Origin of the sequence: Massilia litorea, from assembly GCF_015101885.1 — a bacterium.
GTDB lineage: Bacteria > Pseudomonadota > Gammaproteobacteria > Burkholderiales > Burkholderiaceae_D > Telluria > Telluria litorea.
This window is the reverse complement of the sequence record NZ_CP062941.1, coordinates 2457316-2472316: the sequence shown is the minus strand read 5'-3', so window position 1 is coordinate 2472316 and position 15001 is coordinate 2457316. Positions and strand designations below refer to the sequence as shown.

General features: G+C 64.2%; 18 protein-coding genes. 5 read left to right on the top strand and 13 right to left on the bottom strand.

Features of this window, described 5'->3' with window-relative positions:
- Window positions 1-14 precede the first annotated feature (14 nt).
- The 7 genes from LPB04_RS10995 to flgB form a co-directional block, all read right to left on the bottom strand.
- Window positions 15-674 carry a flagellar basal body L-ring protein FlgH gene (locus LPB04_RS10995; RefSeq protein ID WP_193688698.1) on the bottom strand — a complete coding sequence of 220 codons (660 nt, stop codon included), beginning with the start codon at window positions 672-674 and terminating at the stop codon, window positions 15-17.
- Window positions 671-1453: a flagellar basal-body rod protein FlgG gene (gene flgG / locus LPB04_RS10990; protein WP_193688697.1), complete on the bottom strand. Its 783-nt coding sequence runs from the start codon at window positions 1451-1453 to the stop codon at window positions 671-673. Before flgG ends, LPB04_RS10995 begins: the two co-directional genes overlap by 4 nt.
- A gap of 61 nt (window positions 1454-1514) precedes the next feature.
- Window positions 1515-2255: a flagellar basal-body rod protein FlgF gene (gene flgF, locus LPB04_RS10985; protein ID WP_193688696.1), complete on the bottom strand. Its 741-nt coding sequence runs from the start codon at window positions 2253-2255 to the stop codon at window positions 1515-1517.
- 173 nt (window positions 2256-2428) lie between these two features.
- Complete coding sequence (locus tag LPB04_RS10980) at window positions 2429-3952, bottom strand: flagellar hook protein FlgE (RefSeq protein ID WP_193688695.1); 1524 nt, start codon at window positions 3950-3952, stop codon at window positions 2429-2431.
- 20 nt (window positions 3953-3972) lie between these two features.
- Window positions 3973-4671, bottom strand: coding sequence for a flagellar hook assembly protein FlgD (locus LPB04_RS10975; RefSeq protein ID WP_193688694.1), 699 nt, complete (start codon window positions 4669-4671; stop codon window positions 3973-3975).
- 5 nt (window positions 4672-4676) lie between these two features.
- Window positions 4677-5078, bottom strand: coding sequence for a flagellar basal body rod protein FlgC (gene flgC, locus LPB04_RS10970; RefSeq protein WP_193688693.1), 402 nt, complete (start codon window positions 5076-5078; stop codon window positions 4677-4679).
- Window positions 5079-5080: 2 nt separating this feature from the next.
- Window positions 5081-5503, bottom strand: a complete 423-nt coding sequence (flgB, locus tag LPB04_RS10965) for a flagellar basal body rod protein FlgB (protein ID WP_193688692.1) — start codon at window positions 5501-5503, stop codon at window positions 5081-5083.
- 160 nt (window positions 5504-5663) lie between these two features.
- On the opposite strand from flgB, the gene flgA reads away from it, so the two are divergent.
- The 5 genes from flgA to LPB04_RS10940 all read left to right on the top strand — a co-directional run bounded on the left by flgA (window position 5664) and on the right by LPB04_RS10940 (window position 9785).
- Window positions 5664-6356 carry a flagellar basal body P-ring formation chaperone FlgA gene (gene flgA / locus LPB04_RS10960; protein WP_193688691.1) on the top strand — a complete coding sequence of 231 codons (693 nt, stop codon included), beginning with the start codon at window positions 5664-5666 and terminating at the stop codon, window positions 6354-6356.
- A 150-nt stretch (window positions 6357-6506) separates the two neighbouring features.
- Complete coding sequence (gene flgM, locus LPB04_RS10955) at window positions 6507-6812, top strand: flagellar biosynthesis anti-sigma factor FlgM (RefSeq protein ID WP_193688690.1); 306 nt, start codon at window positions 6507-6509, stop codon at window positions 6810-6812.
- A gap of 6 nt (window positions 6813-6818) precedes the next feature.
- Window positions 6819-7286: a flagella synthesis protein FlgN gene (locus tag LPB04_RS10950; protein WP_193688689.1), complete on the top strand. Its 468-nt coding sequence runs from the start codon at window positions 6819-6821 to the stop codon at window positions 7284-7286.
- Window positions 7287-7437: 151 nt separating this feature from the next.
- Window positions 7438-8451, top strand: coding sequence for a M35 family metallo-endopeptidase (locus tag LPB04_RS10945; RefSeq protein WP_193688688.1), 1014 nt, complete (start codon window positions 7438-7440; stop codon window positions 8449-8451).
- A gap of 242 nt (window positions 8452-8693) precedes the next feature.
- The gene (locus LPB04_RS10940) at window positions 8694-9785 is read left to right on the top strand and encodes a M35 family metallo-endopeptidase (protein WP_193688687.1); all 1092 of its coding nucleotides are present in this window, start codon (window positions 8694-8696) and stop codon (window positions 9783-9785) included.
- A 57-nt stretch (window positions 9786-9842) separates the two neighbouring features.
- On the opposite strand, the gene LPB04_RS10935 is transcribed toward LPB04_RS10940, so the two are convergent.
- From LPB04_RS10935 to flhF, 6 genes are all read right to left on the bottom strand, one after another.
- Window positions 9843-10334 carry a hypothetical protein gene (locus tag LPB04_RS10935; protein ID WP_193688686.1) on the bottom strand — a complete coding sequence of 164 codons (492 nt, stop codon included), beginning with the start codon at window positions 10332-10334 and terminating at the stop codon, window positions 9843-9845.
- A gap of 66 nt (window positions 10335-10400) precedes the next feature.
- Complete coding sequence (motD, locus tag LPB04_RS10930; protein ID WP_193688685.1) at window positions 10401-11132, bottom strand: flagellar motor protein MotD; 732 nt, start codon at window positions 11130-11132, stop codon at window positions 10401-10403.
- 1 nt (window position 11133) lies between these two features.
- Window positions 11134-11877, bottom strand: coding sequence for a flagellar motor protein (locus LPB04_RS10925; protein ID WP_193688684.1), 744 nt, complete (start codon window positions 11875-11877; stop codon window positions 11134-11136).
- The gene (locus LPB04_RS10920; protein ID WP_193688683.1) at window positions 11859-12587 is read right to left on the bottom strand and encodes an RNA polymerase sigma factor FliA; all 729 of its coding nucleotides are present in this window, start codon (window positions 12585-12587) and stop codon (window positions 11859-11861) included. Before LPB04_RS10920 ends, LPB04_RS10925 begins: the two co-directional genes overlap by 19 nt.
- A gap of 15 nt (window positions 12588-12602) precedes the next feature.
- The gene (locus LPB04_RS10915) at window positions 12603-13430 is read right to left on the bottom strand and encodes a MinD/ParA family ATP-binding protein (RefSeq protein ID WP_193688682.1); all 828 of its coding nucleotides are present in this window, start codon (window positions 13428-13430) and stop codon (window positions 12603-12605) included.
- A complete protein-coding gene (gene flhF / locus LPB04_RS10910) occupies window positions 13423-14889 on the bottom strand; it encodes a flagellar biosynthesis protein FlhF (RefSeq protein WP_193688681.1) in 1467 nt (488 codons plus the stop codon). The genes LPB04_RS10915 and flhF overlap by 8 nt, the downstream gene beginning before the upstream one ends.
- Between the last annotated feature and the right edge of the window lie 112 nt (window positions 14890-15001).

The window sequence follows — 15001 nt, the reverse complement described above, 5'->3', positions numbered from 1 at the left end:
GACGAATCCTTGATTTAGAACGGCAGCAACGACTGGAAGAAACGCGACATCATCGAATTGACTTCGGCGCGGTCGATACGGCTGTTGGTGCGGTATTCGACGCGCGCGTCGGCGACAACCGTCGAGGACACGATATTCCCGTTCTGGATCGTGTCGGGGCTGACCATGCCGGAGAAGCGAATGAACTCGATGCCCTTGTTCATCGCGACCTGCTTCTCGCCGGCGACGATCAGGTTGCCGTTCGAGAGCACCTCGGTGACGGTGACGCCGATGGTGCCGGTGAAGGCGTTGCTGGCGCTCTGGTTGTCGCCGTCGGCAAACTTGACGCCGCCTTCGGTGGCGACATTCGCGCCCAGCTTCGACTGCAGCGGGCCCGGCAAGCCGAACTTGGCGCTGCCCGACTTGTTGCCCGAGCTGGTGCCGGCCTTGTTGGCCGAGGTCTTTTCGACGATGTTGATGGTCAAGAGGTCGCCGATCTGGCGCGCGCGGCGGTCTTCGAACATGGGACGGTATTTCGCCGCGTTGTAGATGGCGCCATCGGTTGGCGGCGCGACTTCGGCCAGGGCCGGACGCGCGCTGCGCGTTTCCTGCACGATGGTGCTCGGCGTGACGGCGCAGCCGCCAAGAATGGACGCCAACCCGGCCACGATCAGCGAGAAAAGAAGCGTTTTCATAACTGGGACAATTTCTGCAGCATCTGGTCGGAGGTCGTGATCGCCTTGCTGTTGATCTCGTAGGCGCGCTGGGTCTGGATCATGTTGACCATTTCCTCGACCACGTTGACGTTCGAGGTTTCCACAAAGCCCTGCATCAGGACGCCGGCGCCGTTGGTGCCGGGGGTGTTCGCGTTCGGGTTGCCGGAGGCGGTCGTTTCCATGTACAGGTTCTCGCCTTTCGACTCCAGCCCGGCCGGGTTGATGAAGGTCATCAGCTGCAGGTTGCCGATCTGGGTCGTCGCGGTGCTGCCGGCGGTCTTGATGGACACGGTGCCGTCGCGGCCGACCGTGATCGACTCGGCGTTCGCCGGCACGGTGATCGGCGGCTGTACCGGATAGCCGCTGGACGTCACGAGCGTGCCGTTGGCATCGGTCTGGAAGGAGCCGTCGCGGGTGTAGGCCTGGGTGCCGTCGGGCAGGAGAACCGGGAAGAAACCGGCGCCGTTGACCATCACGTCCTTCGAGTTGCCCGTCTGCTGGGGATTACCCTGGGTGAAGATGCGTTCGGTCGAGACGGCGCGCACACCGGTGCCGAGCTGCAGGCCGGAAGGCAGGTTGGTTTGCTGCGAGGATTGGGCACCGGGCTGGCGCACGGTCTGGTACAGCAGGTCCTCGAACACCGCACGCGAACGCTTGAAGCCGTTGGTGCTGACGTTGGCGAGGTTGTTGGTGATGACGTCGAGGTTGGTCTGCTGCGCCTCGAGGCCGGTCTTGGCGATATACAGCGAACGAATCATGGTTTTCTCCTATTGGCGACCGAGAGCCGCCGCGTATAGGAGAATTATGCTGGAGAAACAGTTAAGTCAAAGCAAGGATCTGACTGGCTTTCGCGGCGTTATTCTCGGCGTTCTTCATCAGGCTCATTTGCGTCTCGAAGGAGCGCGCGAGACCGATCATTGACACCATGGCATCGACTGCATTCACGTTGCTGCCTTCCAGGGCGCCGCCCGCGACGCGCACGCCCGCGTCCGGCTGGGCCGGGGCGCCATCCTTCAGGCGGAACAGGCCGTCGTCGCCGCGCACCAGGTCCTTTTCAGGCGGGTTCACCAGCTTGATGCGGCCCAGGATCACCGGCGCGGCCGGACGTTCGGCATTCGACACCGTGGAAATCGTGCCGTCGCCGCCGACCGTGACCGTCACGTCCGGCGGGATCGTGATCGGACCGCCCTCGCCCGCGATGGTCTGGCCGGAGGTGGTGGTCAGCACGCCGTTCGGGCTCATCTGCAGGGCGCCGTTGCGCGTGTAGGCTTCGCTGCCGTCGGCGTTCTGCACGGCGATCCAGCCCGGGCCCTTGATGGCGACGTCGAGGTCGCGGCCCGTCACTTGCAGCGGGCCTGCGTTGAAATCGGCGCCTACGGTGTTGTTGACGACGAAGGCGCGCGTCGGCAGGCCTTCGCTTTGCACCGGCACGGCGCGGAAGGTGTCGAGCTGGGCACGGAAACCTGTAGTGTTCAGGTTGGCCATGTTGTTCGAGGTCGTGGCCTGCTGCTCGAGGATGTGCTTGGCGCCGGAGGCGGCGGTGTAGATTAAGCGATCCATTGATTGTTTCCTTCGTCTCGTGTCCGGGCGATGCGTTTCGACTTGCTGCTGTATCCACGCGTGGGCTCGAGAGCCCACCCTACGGTGCACCACCGTTCGTAGCAAGTAAGGTAGGGTGGGCACTCCGTGCCCACGCGTTCACCGGTTGACGCCCGGCGAACTCATTTCAACGATTAACGCATGCTGACCAGGGTCTGCAACACCGAATCCTGCGTCTTGATCGTCTGCGCATTCGCCTGGTACACGCGCTGCGCGGTGATCATGTTGACCAGTTCCGCCGTCAGGTCGACGTTCGAGGTCTCGACCGCCGACGATTGCATCACGCCGAAGCTGCCCGAATTCGGGGTGCCGATCAGCGGCGTGCCGGAATTGGCCGATTCGGCCCAGGCGTTGTTGCCGAGCGGTTCCAGGCCATTGCTGTTGGCGAAGTTCGCCAGCACGACCTGCCCCAGCGGCTTCGATTGGCCGTTGCTGTACTGGCCGAGGATGATGCCCTCTTTACCGATCGAGAAGCGCTGCAGGTGGCCGGCCGTGTAGCCGTCCTGGACCAGCTTCTTGTCGCTGGTCGCGGTGCCGTATTGCGTGGTGCCGGTGAAGGCGATTTCCATCGTCTGGGTCGGCTCGGAACCGGTCGACGGGTAAATTGGCAGGTCGATGCCGAACTTGCCGCCGTTGGCCGTGGTCGCGGCGTTCAGGGCACCGTTTTCATCGAAGCGCAGGGTGCCGACCGGGATTGCGGGCACCTTGACCGAGGCCATGATCGCCTTGTCGACCTGGTCCGGGCTGTAGCCCGCCACTTTCGCCGCGTCGGTGCCGGCGGCCACGATCGCCGCCTGGGTGGCGGCGTCGGCGCCGGCCGTACCGGCGGCGCCCGATACCGCGGCCGATGCCGCATTGGCATAGTTGGCCAGCGCGGTCGCGATCGTCGCCGCCACCGGCGGGACGGCCTTGGTCGCCGCATCCCACGCAGCACGTGCCGCCGTGCTCGCCGCGTCGGCCTGCGATGCCTGGGCCACTTTCAGGTTGGTCACTTCGGTGCCGTCGTTGGCCGCGTACACGTCCCAGGTGCCGGAACCGTTCTTCACATAGAAGGTCGACAGCACGTGCGGGTTGCCCAGGGTGTCGTAGACGTCGACCGGCGACTGCTTGTTGTAGCTGTTCGGGTCGGTGGCGTCGAAGGGCATCACGGCTGGCGAGGCAACGCGCGAATCGAGGTTCATCTCGATCCCGACCTTGGTGGTCGAGACCGGCTTGATGTCGCTGGTGCTGATCTGCACGGGCGTTGGCGCGCCGGCCAGGATATCGCCGTTCGGACCGGTACTGTAGCCGGTCAGTTTGGCGCCTTGCGCATTCGTCATGTAGCCGTCCTTGTCGAGCGAGAACTGGCCGTTGCGGGTGTACTGCACCAGGCCGGAGGACACGGTACGGAAGAAGCCCTGGCCGTTGATGGCGACGTCGAGCGAGTTGTTCGAGGATTCGATATTGCCCTGCGTGAACTGCTGGGCGATCGTCGACACCTTGGTACCGATACCGGCCGTCACGCCGCCGGCGCCGTTCAGCGAGCTGGCGTAGACGTCGGCGAATTGCGCCTGGGCGCCCTTGAAGCCGACCGTGCTGGCGTTGGCGATGTTGTTACCGATGACGTCCAGCGATTTGGCTGCGCCGTTCAAGCCGCTCAGGCCTTGTTGGAAAGACATGTGATGCTCCTAAACTCAGATTAGAGGACTTGATGGATATCGGCCAGGGTGATGGCACCCTTACTGGCGAGGTTCAGCTTGACGCCGTCCTTCGAATTCGTGCTGACGCTGGCGACCGTGTCGAGCGTCAGGGCTTTCACGTCGGTCAGCGGCTGACCGCCTCGGGTAGCGACGACGCGGAAGCTGTACTTGCCGTCGGCCAGCATGGCGGCGTCGACGCTGTCGCTGCTGCCGTCCCAGGCCAGCGGCATGGCGCCCGCCTCGGCGGCGCCGAGCTCGATCGTGGCCACGTCCTTGCCGGTGCGCGGGTCGGTGACGACCACCTGCACGTTGTCGGCGTCGGTGGCGAGGTCGACGCCGAAGACCGACTTGCCGCCGGTGAGCTTCAGGGTGTTCCCCTCGACCAGCACGCCGTGGCCGATCAGGTTGGTTGCCTGCATCGATTCGCTCGACTGGTAGCTCGACTTCAGGGTTTCCAGCGTTTCGTTGAGCTTGTTCACGCCGGTCACGGTCTGCAGCTGGGCCAGCTGGCTGGTCACCTGGGCGTTGTCGAGCGGGTTCAGCGGATCCTGGTTCTTCAGCTGCGTCACGAGCAGGGTCATGAACTTGTCGGTGTCGGCCTGGACGCTGTCGGCCGCGTCCGCCTTCTTGGCGTTCATGGTCGACATCAGGTCGGTGATCGAGGTGCTGCCGCCGGTGGCGGAATTAACGGTGGACATGGTGATTATTGACCCAGGGTGAGAGTTTTGAGCAGCATGCTCTTGGCCGCATTCATCGTTTCGACGTTGTTCTGGTAGGAACGCGAAGCCGACAGCATGTTCACCATCTCGTCCACCGGGTTCACGTTCGGCATCGAGACATAGCCCTTGTCGTCGGCCATCGGATGCTTGGGGTCGTAGACCTGTTTCAAAGGCGACGGATCGTTCACGACTTCCTTGACCTTGACGCCGGTGCCGCCGGTGGCCATCGGCACCGCTTCGAAGACGACCTGCTTGGCGCGGTAGGCTTCGCCGGTACTCGAGGTGGCGCTGTCGACGTTGGCGAGGTTGCTGGCGACCGTGTTCAGGCGCTGGGCCTGGGCACTCATGGCCGAGCCGGAGACGTTGAAAATGTTGAAGAGCGACATGATTACTGCCCGTTCTGGATCGCCGCCATCAGGCCGCGGATCTGGTGGTTGATCATCGTGATGCCCGCTTCGTAGCGCAGCGCGTTGTCGGCGAACTGGTTGCGCTCGACGTCCATGTCGACCGTATTGCCGTCGACTGCCCCCTGCACCACGCCGCGGTACAAGACAGGCGTGCCGTCCGGCAGCGCTTTACCGTCGGCCGCGGGCTGGATGTGGCCTTTGTTGGTGGCGGCCAGCGGATTCGCCGCGGCCGGGTTCGCCTTGGCGAGCGCGCCCTGCATGGCGCTGGCGAAGTCGATGTCGCGCGCCTTGAAGTTCGGCGTGTCGGCATTGGCGATGTTGGACGCGATCAGTTCCTGGCGCTGGGCTCGCAGGGAGAGCGCGGTTTCGTTGAAGCGTAGGTAGTTGTCGAGTTTGCCGATCATGCCGCCTCCGGGCTGATTTCTTGTTGGGACAGCGTGAATCATACGTTTGAGCAACAAAAGCCAATCGAAGGATAAGCACCCCCAACCCCCTCCTATTCAAAGTTTCGCTGTGGCATCAGGAGGCCTAAGATGGCAGCCATCGAGAAAGGGCTGGTTCGCCATGTTCAAGAATTTCAAGCTGTTTTCACTCTTACTGCTGGCTGCGCCTCTGGCCCTGGCCCAGGGCGGTGCGCGCCAGGATGGCGCCGCGCTGCGCAAGCTGGCCGAAAATTTCCTGCAAACGCAAAGCGCCGGCCAGCCGGGCAAGGTGACGGTGAAAATCGGTGCGGTCGACCCGCGCCTGTCGCTGGCCGCCTGCCCTGCGCCGGAAGCATTCCAGCAGCCGGGCGCCCGGCCCTGGGGCAAGACCACGGTCGGCGTGCGTTGCACGGCCCCCGTCTGGACGATGTTCCTGCAGGCCCAGGTGAGCGTGGTCGCCGATTACGTCACCGCGGCCGTGCCGCTGGCCCAGGGCCAGGCGATCGACGCCGGCCAGCTGACGACAATGCAGGGCGATATCGCGGCCATGCCGAACGGGATCATCACGGATATGGCGCAGGCGATCGGCCGCACGCCGACGGTCTCGCTGCCGGCCGGCACGCCGCTGCGCCTGGACAGCTTGAAATCGAAACCGGTGGTGCAGCAAAACCAGGCGGTGCGCATCGTCTCGCGCGGCGAAAATTTTTCGGTTTCGGGCGAAGGCAAGGCGATCGGCAACGCCGGTGAGGGCCAGGTCGTACAGGTGCGCACCCCGCGCGGGGCGATCATCAGCGGCACGGCGCGCAATGGCGGCATCGTCGAGGTGACACTGTAAAAAAGCGCGCGTGGCGTCGGGGGCGCCACTGCCGGGCTTGTTTTTAAAAAAACATCTTTTATTTGCGATCTGCGCTAAAGTTTGGCGGCGAACCGCCGTTACACACTGCAGATCCCGGAGTTCCTGCTCCGAACAGAGAAGGATGATGCTGTGAAAATTAACGATACCCTCAAAGGCGCCCAGAGCCAACAGCTGCCGAATACCACGGCAGCCAATGCCAGGCAGGCCGAAAAGGCCGCGGCAGCTGCTGCCCCGGCACAGACCGACAGTGTGCGTTTGTCGTCGCAGGCGCAGGCCGCCGGCGGCACCTCGAGCACGAGCCAGGTCTTCGATGCCAAGAAAGTTGAACGTATCAAACTTGCAATTGCCGATGGGCAGTTCCAAGTGAATTCCGAACGAATCGCGGACGGCTTGCTCGACACCGTGCGCGACCTGCTCCACTCACGCAACCGATAACGACCCATGACCCGTCCGCACGCCACCCTCCCCGCAGAACACGAGCGCATGACCGCGCTGGTGGAATTGATGAAGCAGGAGCAGCAGTTCCTGGTGGCGGCGGATGCGGACGGACTGGCCGGGATCACCCCACGCAAGGTGGCGCTGGTGCAGGAGCTGGCGCAATTGTCGCGCGAGCGCCATGGCGCGCTCGGCAACGCCGGCTTCCTCACCTCGGAAGCAGGCATGGAACCCTGGCTGGCCGCCCACGGCGACGAGGCCGCTCGCTCTGCCTGGACCGGGTTGCTGGCCCTCACCGCCGAGGCCAAGGAACTGAACCGCGTCAACGGCATGCTGATCAACCGCCAGATGGCGCATAACCAGACCGTGCTCAATGCCTTGCGCACCCCGACCGCGGCGCCCGAATCGACGCTGTACGGCGCCAAAGGCCAGACTTTCGGCAGCGCACCGTCGCGGCGCTTCGTGGTCGGCTAAAGTAACCCCTTCTCTCTTCGACAACGGCCGCTGATGCGGCCGTTATCGTTTCAGGGTCCAGTCGCCCAAGCCTACCTTTGCCGCAACGCAAACTCCCCGTAGATAACAAGCGGAAAGTATTCCTGATTGTCATTACCTGACGGAGGAATCCATGCACCGCACCACCATCGCCACCCTGCTGCTCGCCAGCGCCCTGCCCGCCCACGCCGGCATCGCCATCACCATCACGCCCGAACGCGCCGCGCTCGGCAAGCGCGACGAAGTGATCGTGACAGTGACACTGACCAACACCGGCGCCGCGCCCGAGCGCATCGCCAAGGGGCGCACGCCCTTCGGCCCACCCGAGACCGCCCTGTTCGAGATCACGCGCGACGGCCAGCCGGTGCGCTATCTCGGCCGCAAAGTGAAACGCGCGCCGCCCAGGGAGGCCGACACCGTTCTGCTCGCGCCAGGCGAAAGCCGCAGCGCGCGCGTCGAATTGTCGAACGCCTACGACATGGCGGCGACCGGTTCGTACGCCGTGCGCTACCGCGGCGCGGCGGCGGCATCCGTCCTCGCATCCGGCGCCGTCACTTCGAACACGGCCGTCTTCTTCATCGAGGGCCGCCTGCCGCGCGGGACCAGCACCCCGCTGCTGGCCGAACCGGCGGGTAGCGGCTTAAGCTATGCCCACTGCTCGAACGCCCAGCAGGACACGATCGCGGGCGCCCTCGCCGCCGGCAGCGCGATGGCGGCCAACGGCCATGCCTACCTGACGGGCGGCAAGGAGCAGGCCCAGCGCTACACGAACTGGTTCGGCGCCCTCGACGCGGCGCGCCAGGCGACGGTCAGGGAGCATTTCACGGCCATCAAGGATGCATTCGAGACCAGGCCCGTGAAAGTCGATTGCGCCTGCGACGAGGATTACTTCGCCTATGTCTATCCGGCCCAGCCGTACACGATCTGGGTCTGCAATGCCTTCTGGAGCGCGCCGCTGCTGGGAACCGACTCGAAAGGCGGCACCCTGGTACACGAGATGAGCCATTTCGACGTGGTCGCCGGCACCGATGACCATGTGTATGGCCAGCAGGCGGCGGCCGAAATGGCGCGCACGGCGCCGCAACGTGCGGTCAACAATGCCGATTCCCACGAATACTTCGGCGAAAACTCACCGCCGCTGAATTAACGTTACTCGTCTATACGTGCTAGCACGCCTGATTGGAGAAATCCAGCGCAGCGTAAAGGAATTACATCATTGTGACTTTTTAGCCAAGCGACGCCACAAACCATCCGATTTGCATTGATCTCGGTTCACGAATTGATCAGTATGGGGGTGAGTTTTCGTTAGATTGAAGTCAAGTTTTGGGCGAAAACTTGTCAAAAGAATGGCCCACAAGGCCACGACAAACTACATACGGAGAATCACACATGAGCTGGAACAGCATCTGGAAATCGGCATTCGGTATCGCAGCACTGGGCGTCGCCGTCGGCGCGCATGCAGGGTCGAACGGTGTGAAAGTGACCGTGGCACCCGAGAAGGCCATGCACGGGGCGAGCGACAACGTCTACGTCAACGTGACCCTGACCAACACCTCGTCCACCCCGCAATACGTGCTCAAGGCGCGCACGCCCTTCGACGGACTCTCCGCCCCGCTGTTCGACATCACGCGCGACGGCGCGAAGGTTGCCTACACCGGCGCCCTGATCAAGCGCGCCAAGCCGACCCAGGCCGACTACTACCTGCTCAAACCCGGCGCCTCGCACACGGTAAAGGTCGAGCTGTCCTCGCTGTACGACATGAGCGTCAGCGGCGACTATGCGATCCGCTACCGCACCGCGTCGCCGGACCTGTTCCTGCCCGCGAATAACGGCCGCGCTGCCGCCAACGACATCGGCGAACTGCAATCGGATGCGGCCTCCTTCTACATCGAAGGCCGCCTGCCGCGCGGTTCGAACTCCGAGATCATGCAAGCGCTCAAGCAACCCGGCGGCGGCGGCACCGTGACCCCGGCCGGCCTGAGCTACGCTTCGTGCACCGCTTCGCAGCAGACCACGATCGCCTCGGCGATCTCCGCCGCGAAAACGATGTCCGGCAGCGGCGTCACCTACATGGCGAATGCGACGATGGGCCCACGCTACACCAAGTGGTTCGGCACCGTCACCTCGACCCGCCAGGCGACCATCAAGTCGCACTTCACGGCCATCAAGGACGCCTTCGACACCAAGTCGGTCGTCGTCGATTGCGGCTGCAACCAGAACTACTACGCCTACGTGTATCCGACCCAGCCCTACCGCATCTATGTCTGCAAGGCCTTCTGGACGGCGCCGATGACCGGTACCGACTCGAAGGGCGGCACCCTGGTGCATGAGATGAGCCACTTCAATGTCGTGGCCGGCACGGACGACCACGTCTACGGACAGAGCGGCGCCGCCAGCCTGGCGATCAGCGATCCGGACCTGGCCGTCGACAATGCCGACTCGCACGAATACTTCGGCGAGAACACCCCGGCGCTGAACTAAGAAGAAAGGATCAAAAAAATCGGACCCGCAGGAACAATCCTGCCGGTCCGATTTTTCCTATTTAAGATTCGAAATGAACGAGACCGGGCGGGCGGCAAATTCAGTCGGCTTGTCGAGTTGCCTGATGTCGCCCAGCACCGGACCGGTGTAGCCGATGTTGTAGTTGTGCCGGCCCTTGGCGAAGGCATAGGTGTGGGTGATGTCGATCGTATTCATCAGCATCTTCCCCGGCTCCAGCGGCTGGTAGTCGGCGCCCGTGAGCGCGGCGCGCTTGACCATTTTCCCCGTGTAGGGAACCGGCCGGCCGCTGGCGTCGCGCACGTCGAAACGCGGCCCCGTCAACTCCTTCCCGGTGGCCAGTTCGCGCGGAATCCAGACCGTCATCGTGCCCTGGTTGATGAAGGTCAGCTCGACCAGCACCTTGCCGGGCGGGGTGACGACATCGATGCTGTGTTTTACGCTCACGGTCGGTTCTCCGGCAGCGCCCGCAAACACGGGCAAGAGGCTGGCGGCGCACAATGCGGCCAGCAGAATCAGTCTGCGCTGCATGGTCAGCTCCATATGGTTGTGTCATCCATTGTACGGGATACCGTAGGGTGGGCATTCATGCCCACCCTACATTGAAGAGCCTGCCAATATGGTCACCGCCACCCTTCGGTTCCTCACCCTGCCCGCTTCGTCCGTGTTCGGCGCCACTGGCTGATTGGCGGCATGCCCGACCGCAGTCAGGCGCTCGGCCGCAACCCCACTATCGATAAACAGGCGCACCACGCTGCTTGCGCGTACGCTCGACAGTTCCCAGTTCGACGGAAACGCGGAGTTCGCAATCGGCAGCTTGTCGGTATGCCCCTCGACCTGGATCGCATGCGGATCGTTTTTCAGCAGGGAGGCCACGGTCCCCAGCGTCGCACGCGCCTCGTTGCCGAGTACCGCCTGCCCTTCCTCGAACAGGACCTTCGCATTGATCTCGACCGTCACGCCGCGCCCGGTCTGGGTCACGCGCACCTGCCCGTTTTTTACCAGCGGCGCCAGCGAGGCGTTCAGCTCGCGCGCCAGCGTGTTCAGGCGCTCGCGTTCGCGCCGCGCCGCATCAAGCCGCTTGCGCGCGATCAGGTTGGTCAGGGGAAGCTGTTCGATGGTGGAGCCGGCCTGCGGCACTTCGGGACGGCCGCCGAAGGCATCGCCCAGCGCATCCGACAGCGCCTTGTACTTGCCGGTGTTGACCACGGAAATGGCGTACATGACGACGAAAAAGGCGAACAGCAGCGTAATGAAATCGGCGTAGGAAATCAGCCAGCGGTCGTGGCTCGCTTCGGTTTCCTCGTCGTCGTAACGCTTGCGCGCCATGTCAGCGCTTCGCCAGCAGGCTGGCCACGCGTTCCTCGACCACGCGCGTGTGGTTGCCGCTCGCCAGGTCGTGGAAGACTTCGGTCAGGATTTCGTATTGCGCGACCCGGTCCGAGACGATGGCTTTCAGTTTGTTACCGACCGGCAGGAAAAAGAGATTCGCCAGCCCGACGCCGTAGACGGTCGAGACAAAGGCGACCGCGATGCCGGAACCGAGGCGCGACGGGTCGCTCAGGTTTTCCATCACGTGGATCAGGCCGAGGACGGCGCCCAGGATCCCGATCGTCGGCGCGTAGCCGGCGGCGGATTCCCAGATGCGCGCGGCCTGGCGTTCGGCGAATTCGATGGCGGTGACTTCGGTTTCCAGCAGCCCGCGGATCTTCTCGGGCGTGATACCGTCGACCACCAGGCGCAGGCCTTTCTGCACGAACAAATCCTTGGTGGCCATGTACTGCTCGAGCGAGAGGAGGCCCTCGCGGCGCACCGTATGGCTCCACAGCGCGATCTCGCGCGCGAGCGGCTGGCGCCGGCTTTTGGGCGGGAAGAAGACCCAACGCAGCATGTGCATGCCGCGGCGGAAGGCGCGCGCTTCGGATTGCAGCAGCACGGCGCCGAAGGTGCCGACCACCACGATCGCGAACGCGGCCGGCTGGATCAGGGAGGCGAAACGCCCGCCGTCGAGCGTATGCCCGATGACCAGACCGGCCAGCGCCAGCGCCAGGCCGATCAGGCTGGCGAAGTCCACAGCTTTTCCTTGAGCGAAGCGCGCAGGCGGGCGACGGCTTGCGTATGCAGTTGCGAGACGCGCGACTCGGACACGCCGAGCACGGCGCCAATTTCCTTCAGGTTCAGCTCTTCTTCGTAATACAGGCCCATCAGGATCTTCTCGCGCGGCGGCAGGCTGTCGATGGCCTCGATCACGGCCGAGCGGAAGTCGGTGTCGAGCAGGGCGCGCAGCGGATCGTCCTCGTCCACCGCATAGCGGTCGAGGAAGCTGTCGTTGCCGTCTTCATCGTGAAAATCCTCGTAGTAGACCAGCTGGTGGCCGCCGCCTTCGAACAGCATTTCCTGGTAGTCCGAGAGCGAGACGTCGAGCGATTTCGCCACTTCGGTCTCGGTCGGCGGACGGCCGAGCTTTTGCTGCAGCGAGGTCATGGCCGTCTCGACCTTCTTCATGGTCGAACGCGTGCTGCGCGGCATCCAGTCGTTGCTGCGCAATTCGTCGACCATGGCGCCGCGGATGCGCAGCACGGCATAGGTCTCGAACTGGGCGCCATGGTTGTCTTCGTAGCGGTTGATGGCATCCAGCAGGCCCATCATGCCGGCCTGGATCAGGTCGTCCACCTCGACCGAGGGCGGCAATTTTGCCTTCATCTGGTGCGCCAGGCGCTTGACGAGCGGGGCGTGCTCGGTGAGCAAATGGTTCTTGTCCGCTTTCCCTTTGACGGTATACATGCTTGTGCTTTTTTCTTAGGAACCAAAATGCGCGCCACCGCCCTGGCGCATGCGCGGCAAGGCAAAGCGCCCTGCCAGCTCGCGGAAGGCCACCGAGGCCCCGGCCAGCGGGAAGGCATCCACCACCGAACGTCCGAGACGTGCGGCGCGGTGCAGGTATTCGTCGGCCGGCACCGAGCCCATCGAACTCAAACTTACTGCAAGGTAACGAGTTGCTGCTGCCGACATATTATCGTAAACCACTTTCGCCTCAGCCTCGCTTGCGCCGGTGACCAGGATGCCGAAGGGACGGCGACCGAATTCCTGGGCCAGGCGTTTGATCAGGCCATACGCATTCGTGATCGAGGTGGCGCTGGTCGACACCTGCACCACGATTTCGGACTCGGCCAGGCGCGGCACGGCAAAGCCGCCATCGCGGTTCAGTTCGCCATCGACGATAACGATGCCGCCCTGCTTCTTCACCAATACGTCGAACGCTTTCGCCAGGCGGCGGGCCTCGTCGCTGCCGCTTGCCGGGGTCTGGCCGTCGCGCGCCAGCAGCGCCACGTTGAAACCTTGCGAAGCGGTCTGCACCACCTGGTTCAGCGCGCATTCCTGGCGTGCCACCTGCAGCAGGCTGACGTGGCGTTCCATCTCGAGGCGGCGCGCCACGCCATACTCGCGCTGGCAGGCGTCGACGATCAGGACTTCATTGCCGGCCTGGGCCAGCGAGGCACCGAGGTTGACCAGCATCGCGCCCTTGTCGTCGCTCGGGGTCGCGGAAAGAAAGGTCACGACGCGTGGCCGGGCGCCGGCCAGCATCCGGCGCAGGCCTTCGGCCTGGTCGAAATCGAAACTAGCCAAGGCGCACCTCGCGCAGGCTCTCGTCCTGGTGCACCTTGCCGGTGTGGGCCATCATCAGCGGCAGGTCGGCATCTTCAAACTGGTTGGCCGCGTCGCGGCGGCTGCGGAAGGCGCGGTCGACCAGCATCGCGCGGTCGGCCAGGTGCAGGTCTTCCGGCACGCGCTGGCCGTTCGAGATGTAGTGCAGGTTCAATTTTTGACGGATCACGACGTCGAGCACGTTGCCGATCGAGGCGGCTTCGTCGAGCTTGGTCATGATGCAGCCGTGCAGGCCGCTGCCCTGGTAGGCGCGCACGACTTCGGCCAGGGTTTCGTTGGTCGAGGTGGCGTTCAGGCACAGCAGGCGTTTCACGTCGGCGCCGGCGCCGGTCAGCATGGCGACCTGTTCGGTAACCATCTGGTCGCGCTGCGACATGCCGATGGTATCGATCAGCACGGTGTGCTTGTTCTTGAGCTCTTTCAAGGCGATACGCAGGTCGGCTTCGTCCTTTACCGAGTGCACCATCACGCCCAGGATCTTGCCGTAGATGCGCAGCTGCTCGTGGCCGCCGATACGGTAGGCGTCGGTGGTGATCAGGGCCAGCTTTTCCGGGCCGTGGCGCATCACGCAACGCGCGGCCAGCTTGGCGGTGGTGGTGGTCTTGCCGACGCCGGTCGGGCCGACCAGGGCGAACACGCCGCCCTTGTCGAGCAGCGTGTCTTCGTCGGCCATCGTCGTCAGGTTACGGGCCAGCACGGTCTTGATCCAGCGCATCGCTTCGACTGCATCCTTATTCGCAGGCATCTTGTCGATCAGGTAGCGCGACAGCGAGGCCGAGAAGCCGGCGGCCAGCATCTCGCGCAGTACGACCGCCTTCTGCGGCTCGCGCTGTTGCGTGCCGCTCCAGGACAGTTCGGCCAGCTGCGACTCCATCATGCCGCGCATGGCGCGCAGTTCGCTCATCATGCCGCTCATCTCCTGCGCGGCGGATTCCTTGGCCTGGGCGATCGCGGCCGACATCATCGAGGTCATGGCCGCCATGTCGAAGGCAGGCTCGGGCTGCGGGGCGCGGCGGTTGGCGTAGCTGTGTTCGGCTTTGTAGTCGGCTTCGTGGTCTTCGGAGTGCGGCGCGCGGCGGCCGGCGAAGGCGGCGGCGAATTCCGGCTCGGGCTGGGGCGCGCGGCGGCTGGCGTAGATCTGTTCCGGCGTGGCGGCGGCGGGTGCGGCGCCGCGGCGGTTGACGAAGGCAGGCGCCTCCGGCTCGAAGGCGTTCAGGTCCAGGCGCGGCTGCGGCTGGGCCATGTCGGTGCCGTGCGCCGGGGCGGCGAGCGAGGCGACATCGTCGTTGTCCAGCGCCAGGATTTCGACGACGCCGTCGACGGCACGGTTCGAGAGGATGACGGCGTCCGGTCCCAGCGCATCGCGCACCTTGCGCAAGGCTTCCCGGGATGTTGCCGCTGTAAATTTCTTCACATTCATCTTATTCTCCGCACTGCTCTATTCGATTGGTACCGGCACGCACACAGCCGGTCTATGGGATAGATTATTGACGATGCCGTGGAGCAAGCATCGGGGGAAAAGGATGGGGAAA

Excerpts from the sequence above, each read along its gene's own strand:
- flgB (WP_193688692.1), bottom strand. The coding sequence starts at position 5,503 with ATGATCGGCAAACTCGACAACTACCTACGCTTCAACGAAACCGCGCTC.
- LPB04_RS10935 (WP_193688686.1), bottom strand. The coding sequence starts at position 10,334 with ATGCAGCGCAGACTGATTCTGCTGGCCGCATTGTGCGCCGCCAGCCTC.
- flgA (WP_193688691.1), top strand. The coding sequence starts at position 5,664 with ATGTTCAAGAATTTCAAGCTGTTTTCACTCTTACTGCTGGCTGCGCCT.
- LPB04_RS10940 (WP_193688687.1), top strand. The coding sequence starts at position 8,694 with ATGAGCTGGAACAGCATCTGGAAATCGGCATTCGGTATCGCAGCACTG.
- flgF (WP_193688696.1), bottom strand. The coding sequence starts at position 2,255 with ATGGATCGCTTAATCTACACCGCCGCCTCCGGCGCCAAGCACATCCTC.
- LPB04_RS10945 (WP_193688688.1), top strand. The coding sequence starts at position 7,438 with ATGCACCGCACCACCATCGCCACCCTGCTGCTCGCCAGCGCCCTGCCC.
- LPB04_RS10950 (WP_193688689.1), top strand. The coding sequence starts at position 6,819 with ATGACCCGTCCGCACGCCACCCTCCCCGCAGAACACGAGCGCATGACC.
- flhF (WP_193688681.1), bottom strand. The coding sequence starts at position 14,889 with ATGAATGTGAAGAAATTTACAGCGGCAACATCCCGGGAAGCCTTGCGC.
- flgG (WP_193688697.1), bottom strand. The coding sequence starts at position 1,453 with ATGATTCGTTCGCTGTATATCGCCAAGACCGGCCTCGAGGCGCAGCAG.
- LPB04_RS10995 (WP_193688698.1), bottom strand. The coding sequence starts at position 674 with ATGAAAACGCTTCTTTTCTCGCTGATCGTGGCCGGGTTGGCGTCCATT.
- motD (WP_193688685.1), bottom strand. The coding sequence starts at position 11,132 with ATGGCGCGCAAGCGTTACGACGACGAGGAAACCGAAGCGAGCCACGAC.
- LPB04_RS10975 (WP_193688694.1), bottom strand. The coding sequence starts at position 4,671 with ATGTCCACCGTTAATTCCGCCACCGGCGGCAGCACCTCGATCACCGAC.
- LPB04_RS10920 (WP_193688683.1), bottom strand. The coding sequence starts at position 12,587 with ATGTATACCGTCAAAGGGAAAGCGGACAAGAACCATTTGCTCACCGAG.
- flgC (WP_193688693.1), bottom strand. The coding sequence starts at position 5,078 with ATGTCGCTCTTCAACATTTTCAACGTCTCCGGCTCGGCCATGAGTGCC.
- LPB04_RS10980 (WP_193688695.1), bottom strand. The coding sequence starts at position 3,952 with ATGTCTTTCCAACAAGGCCTGAGCGGCTTGAACGGCGCAGCCAAATCG.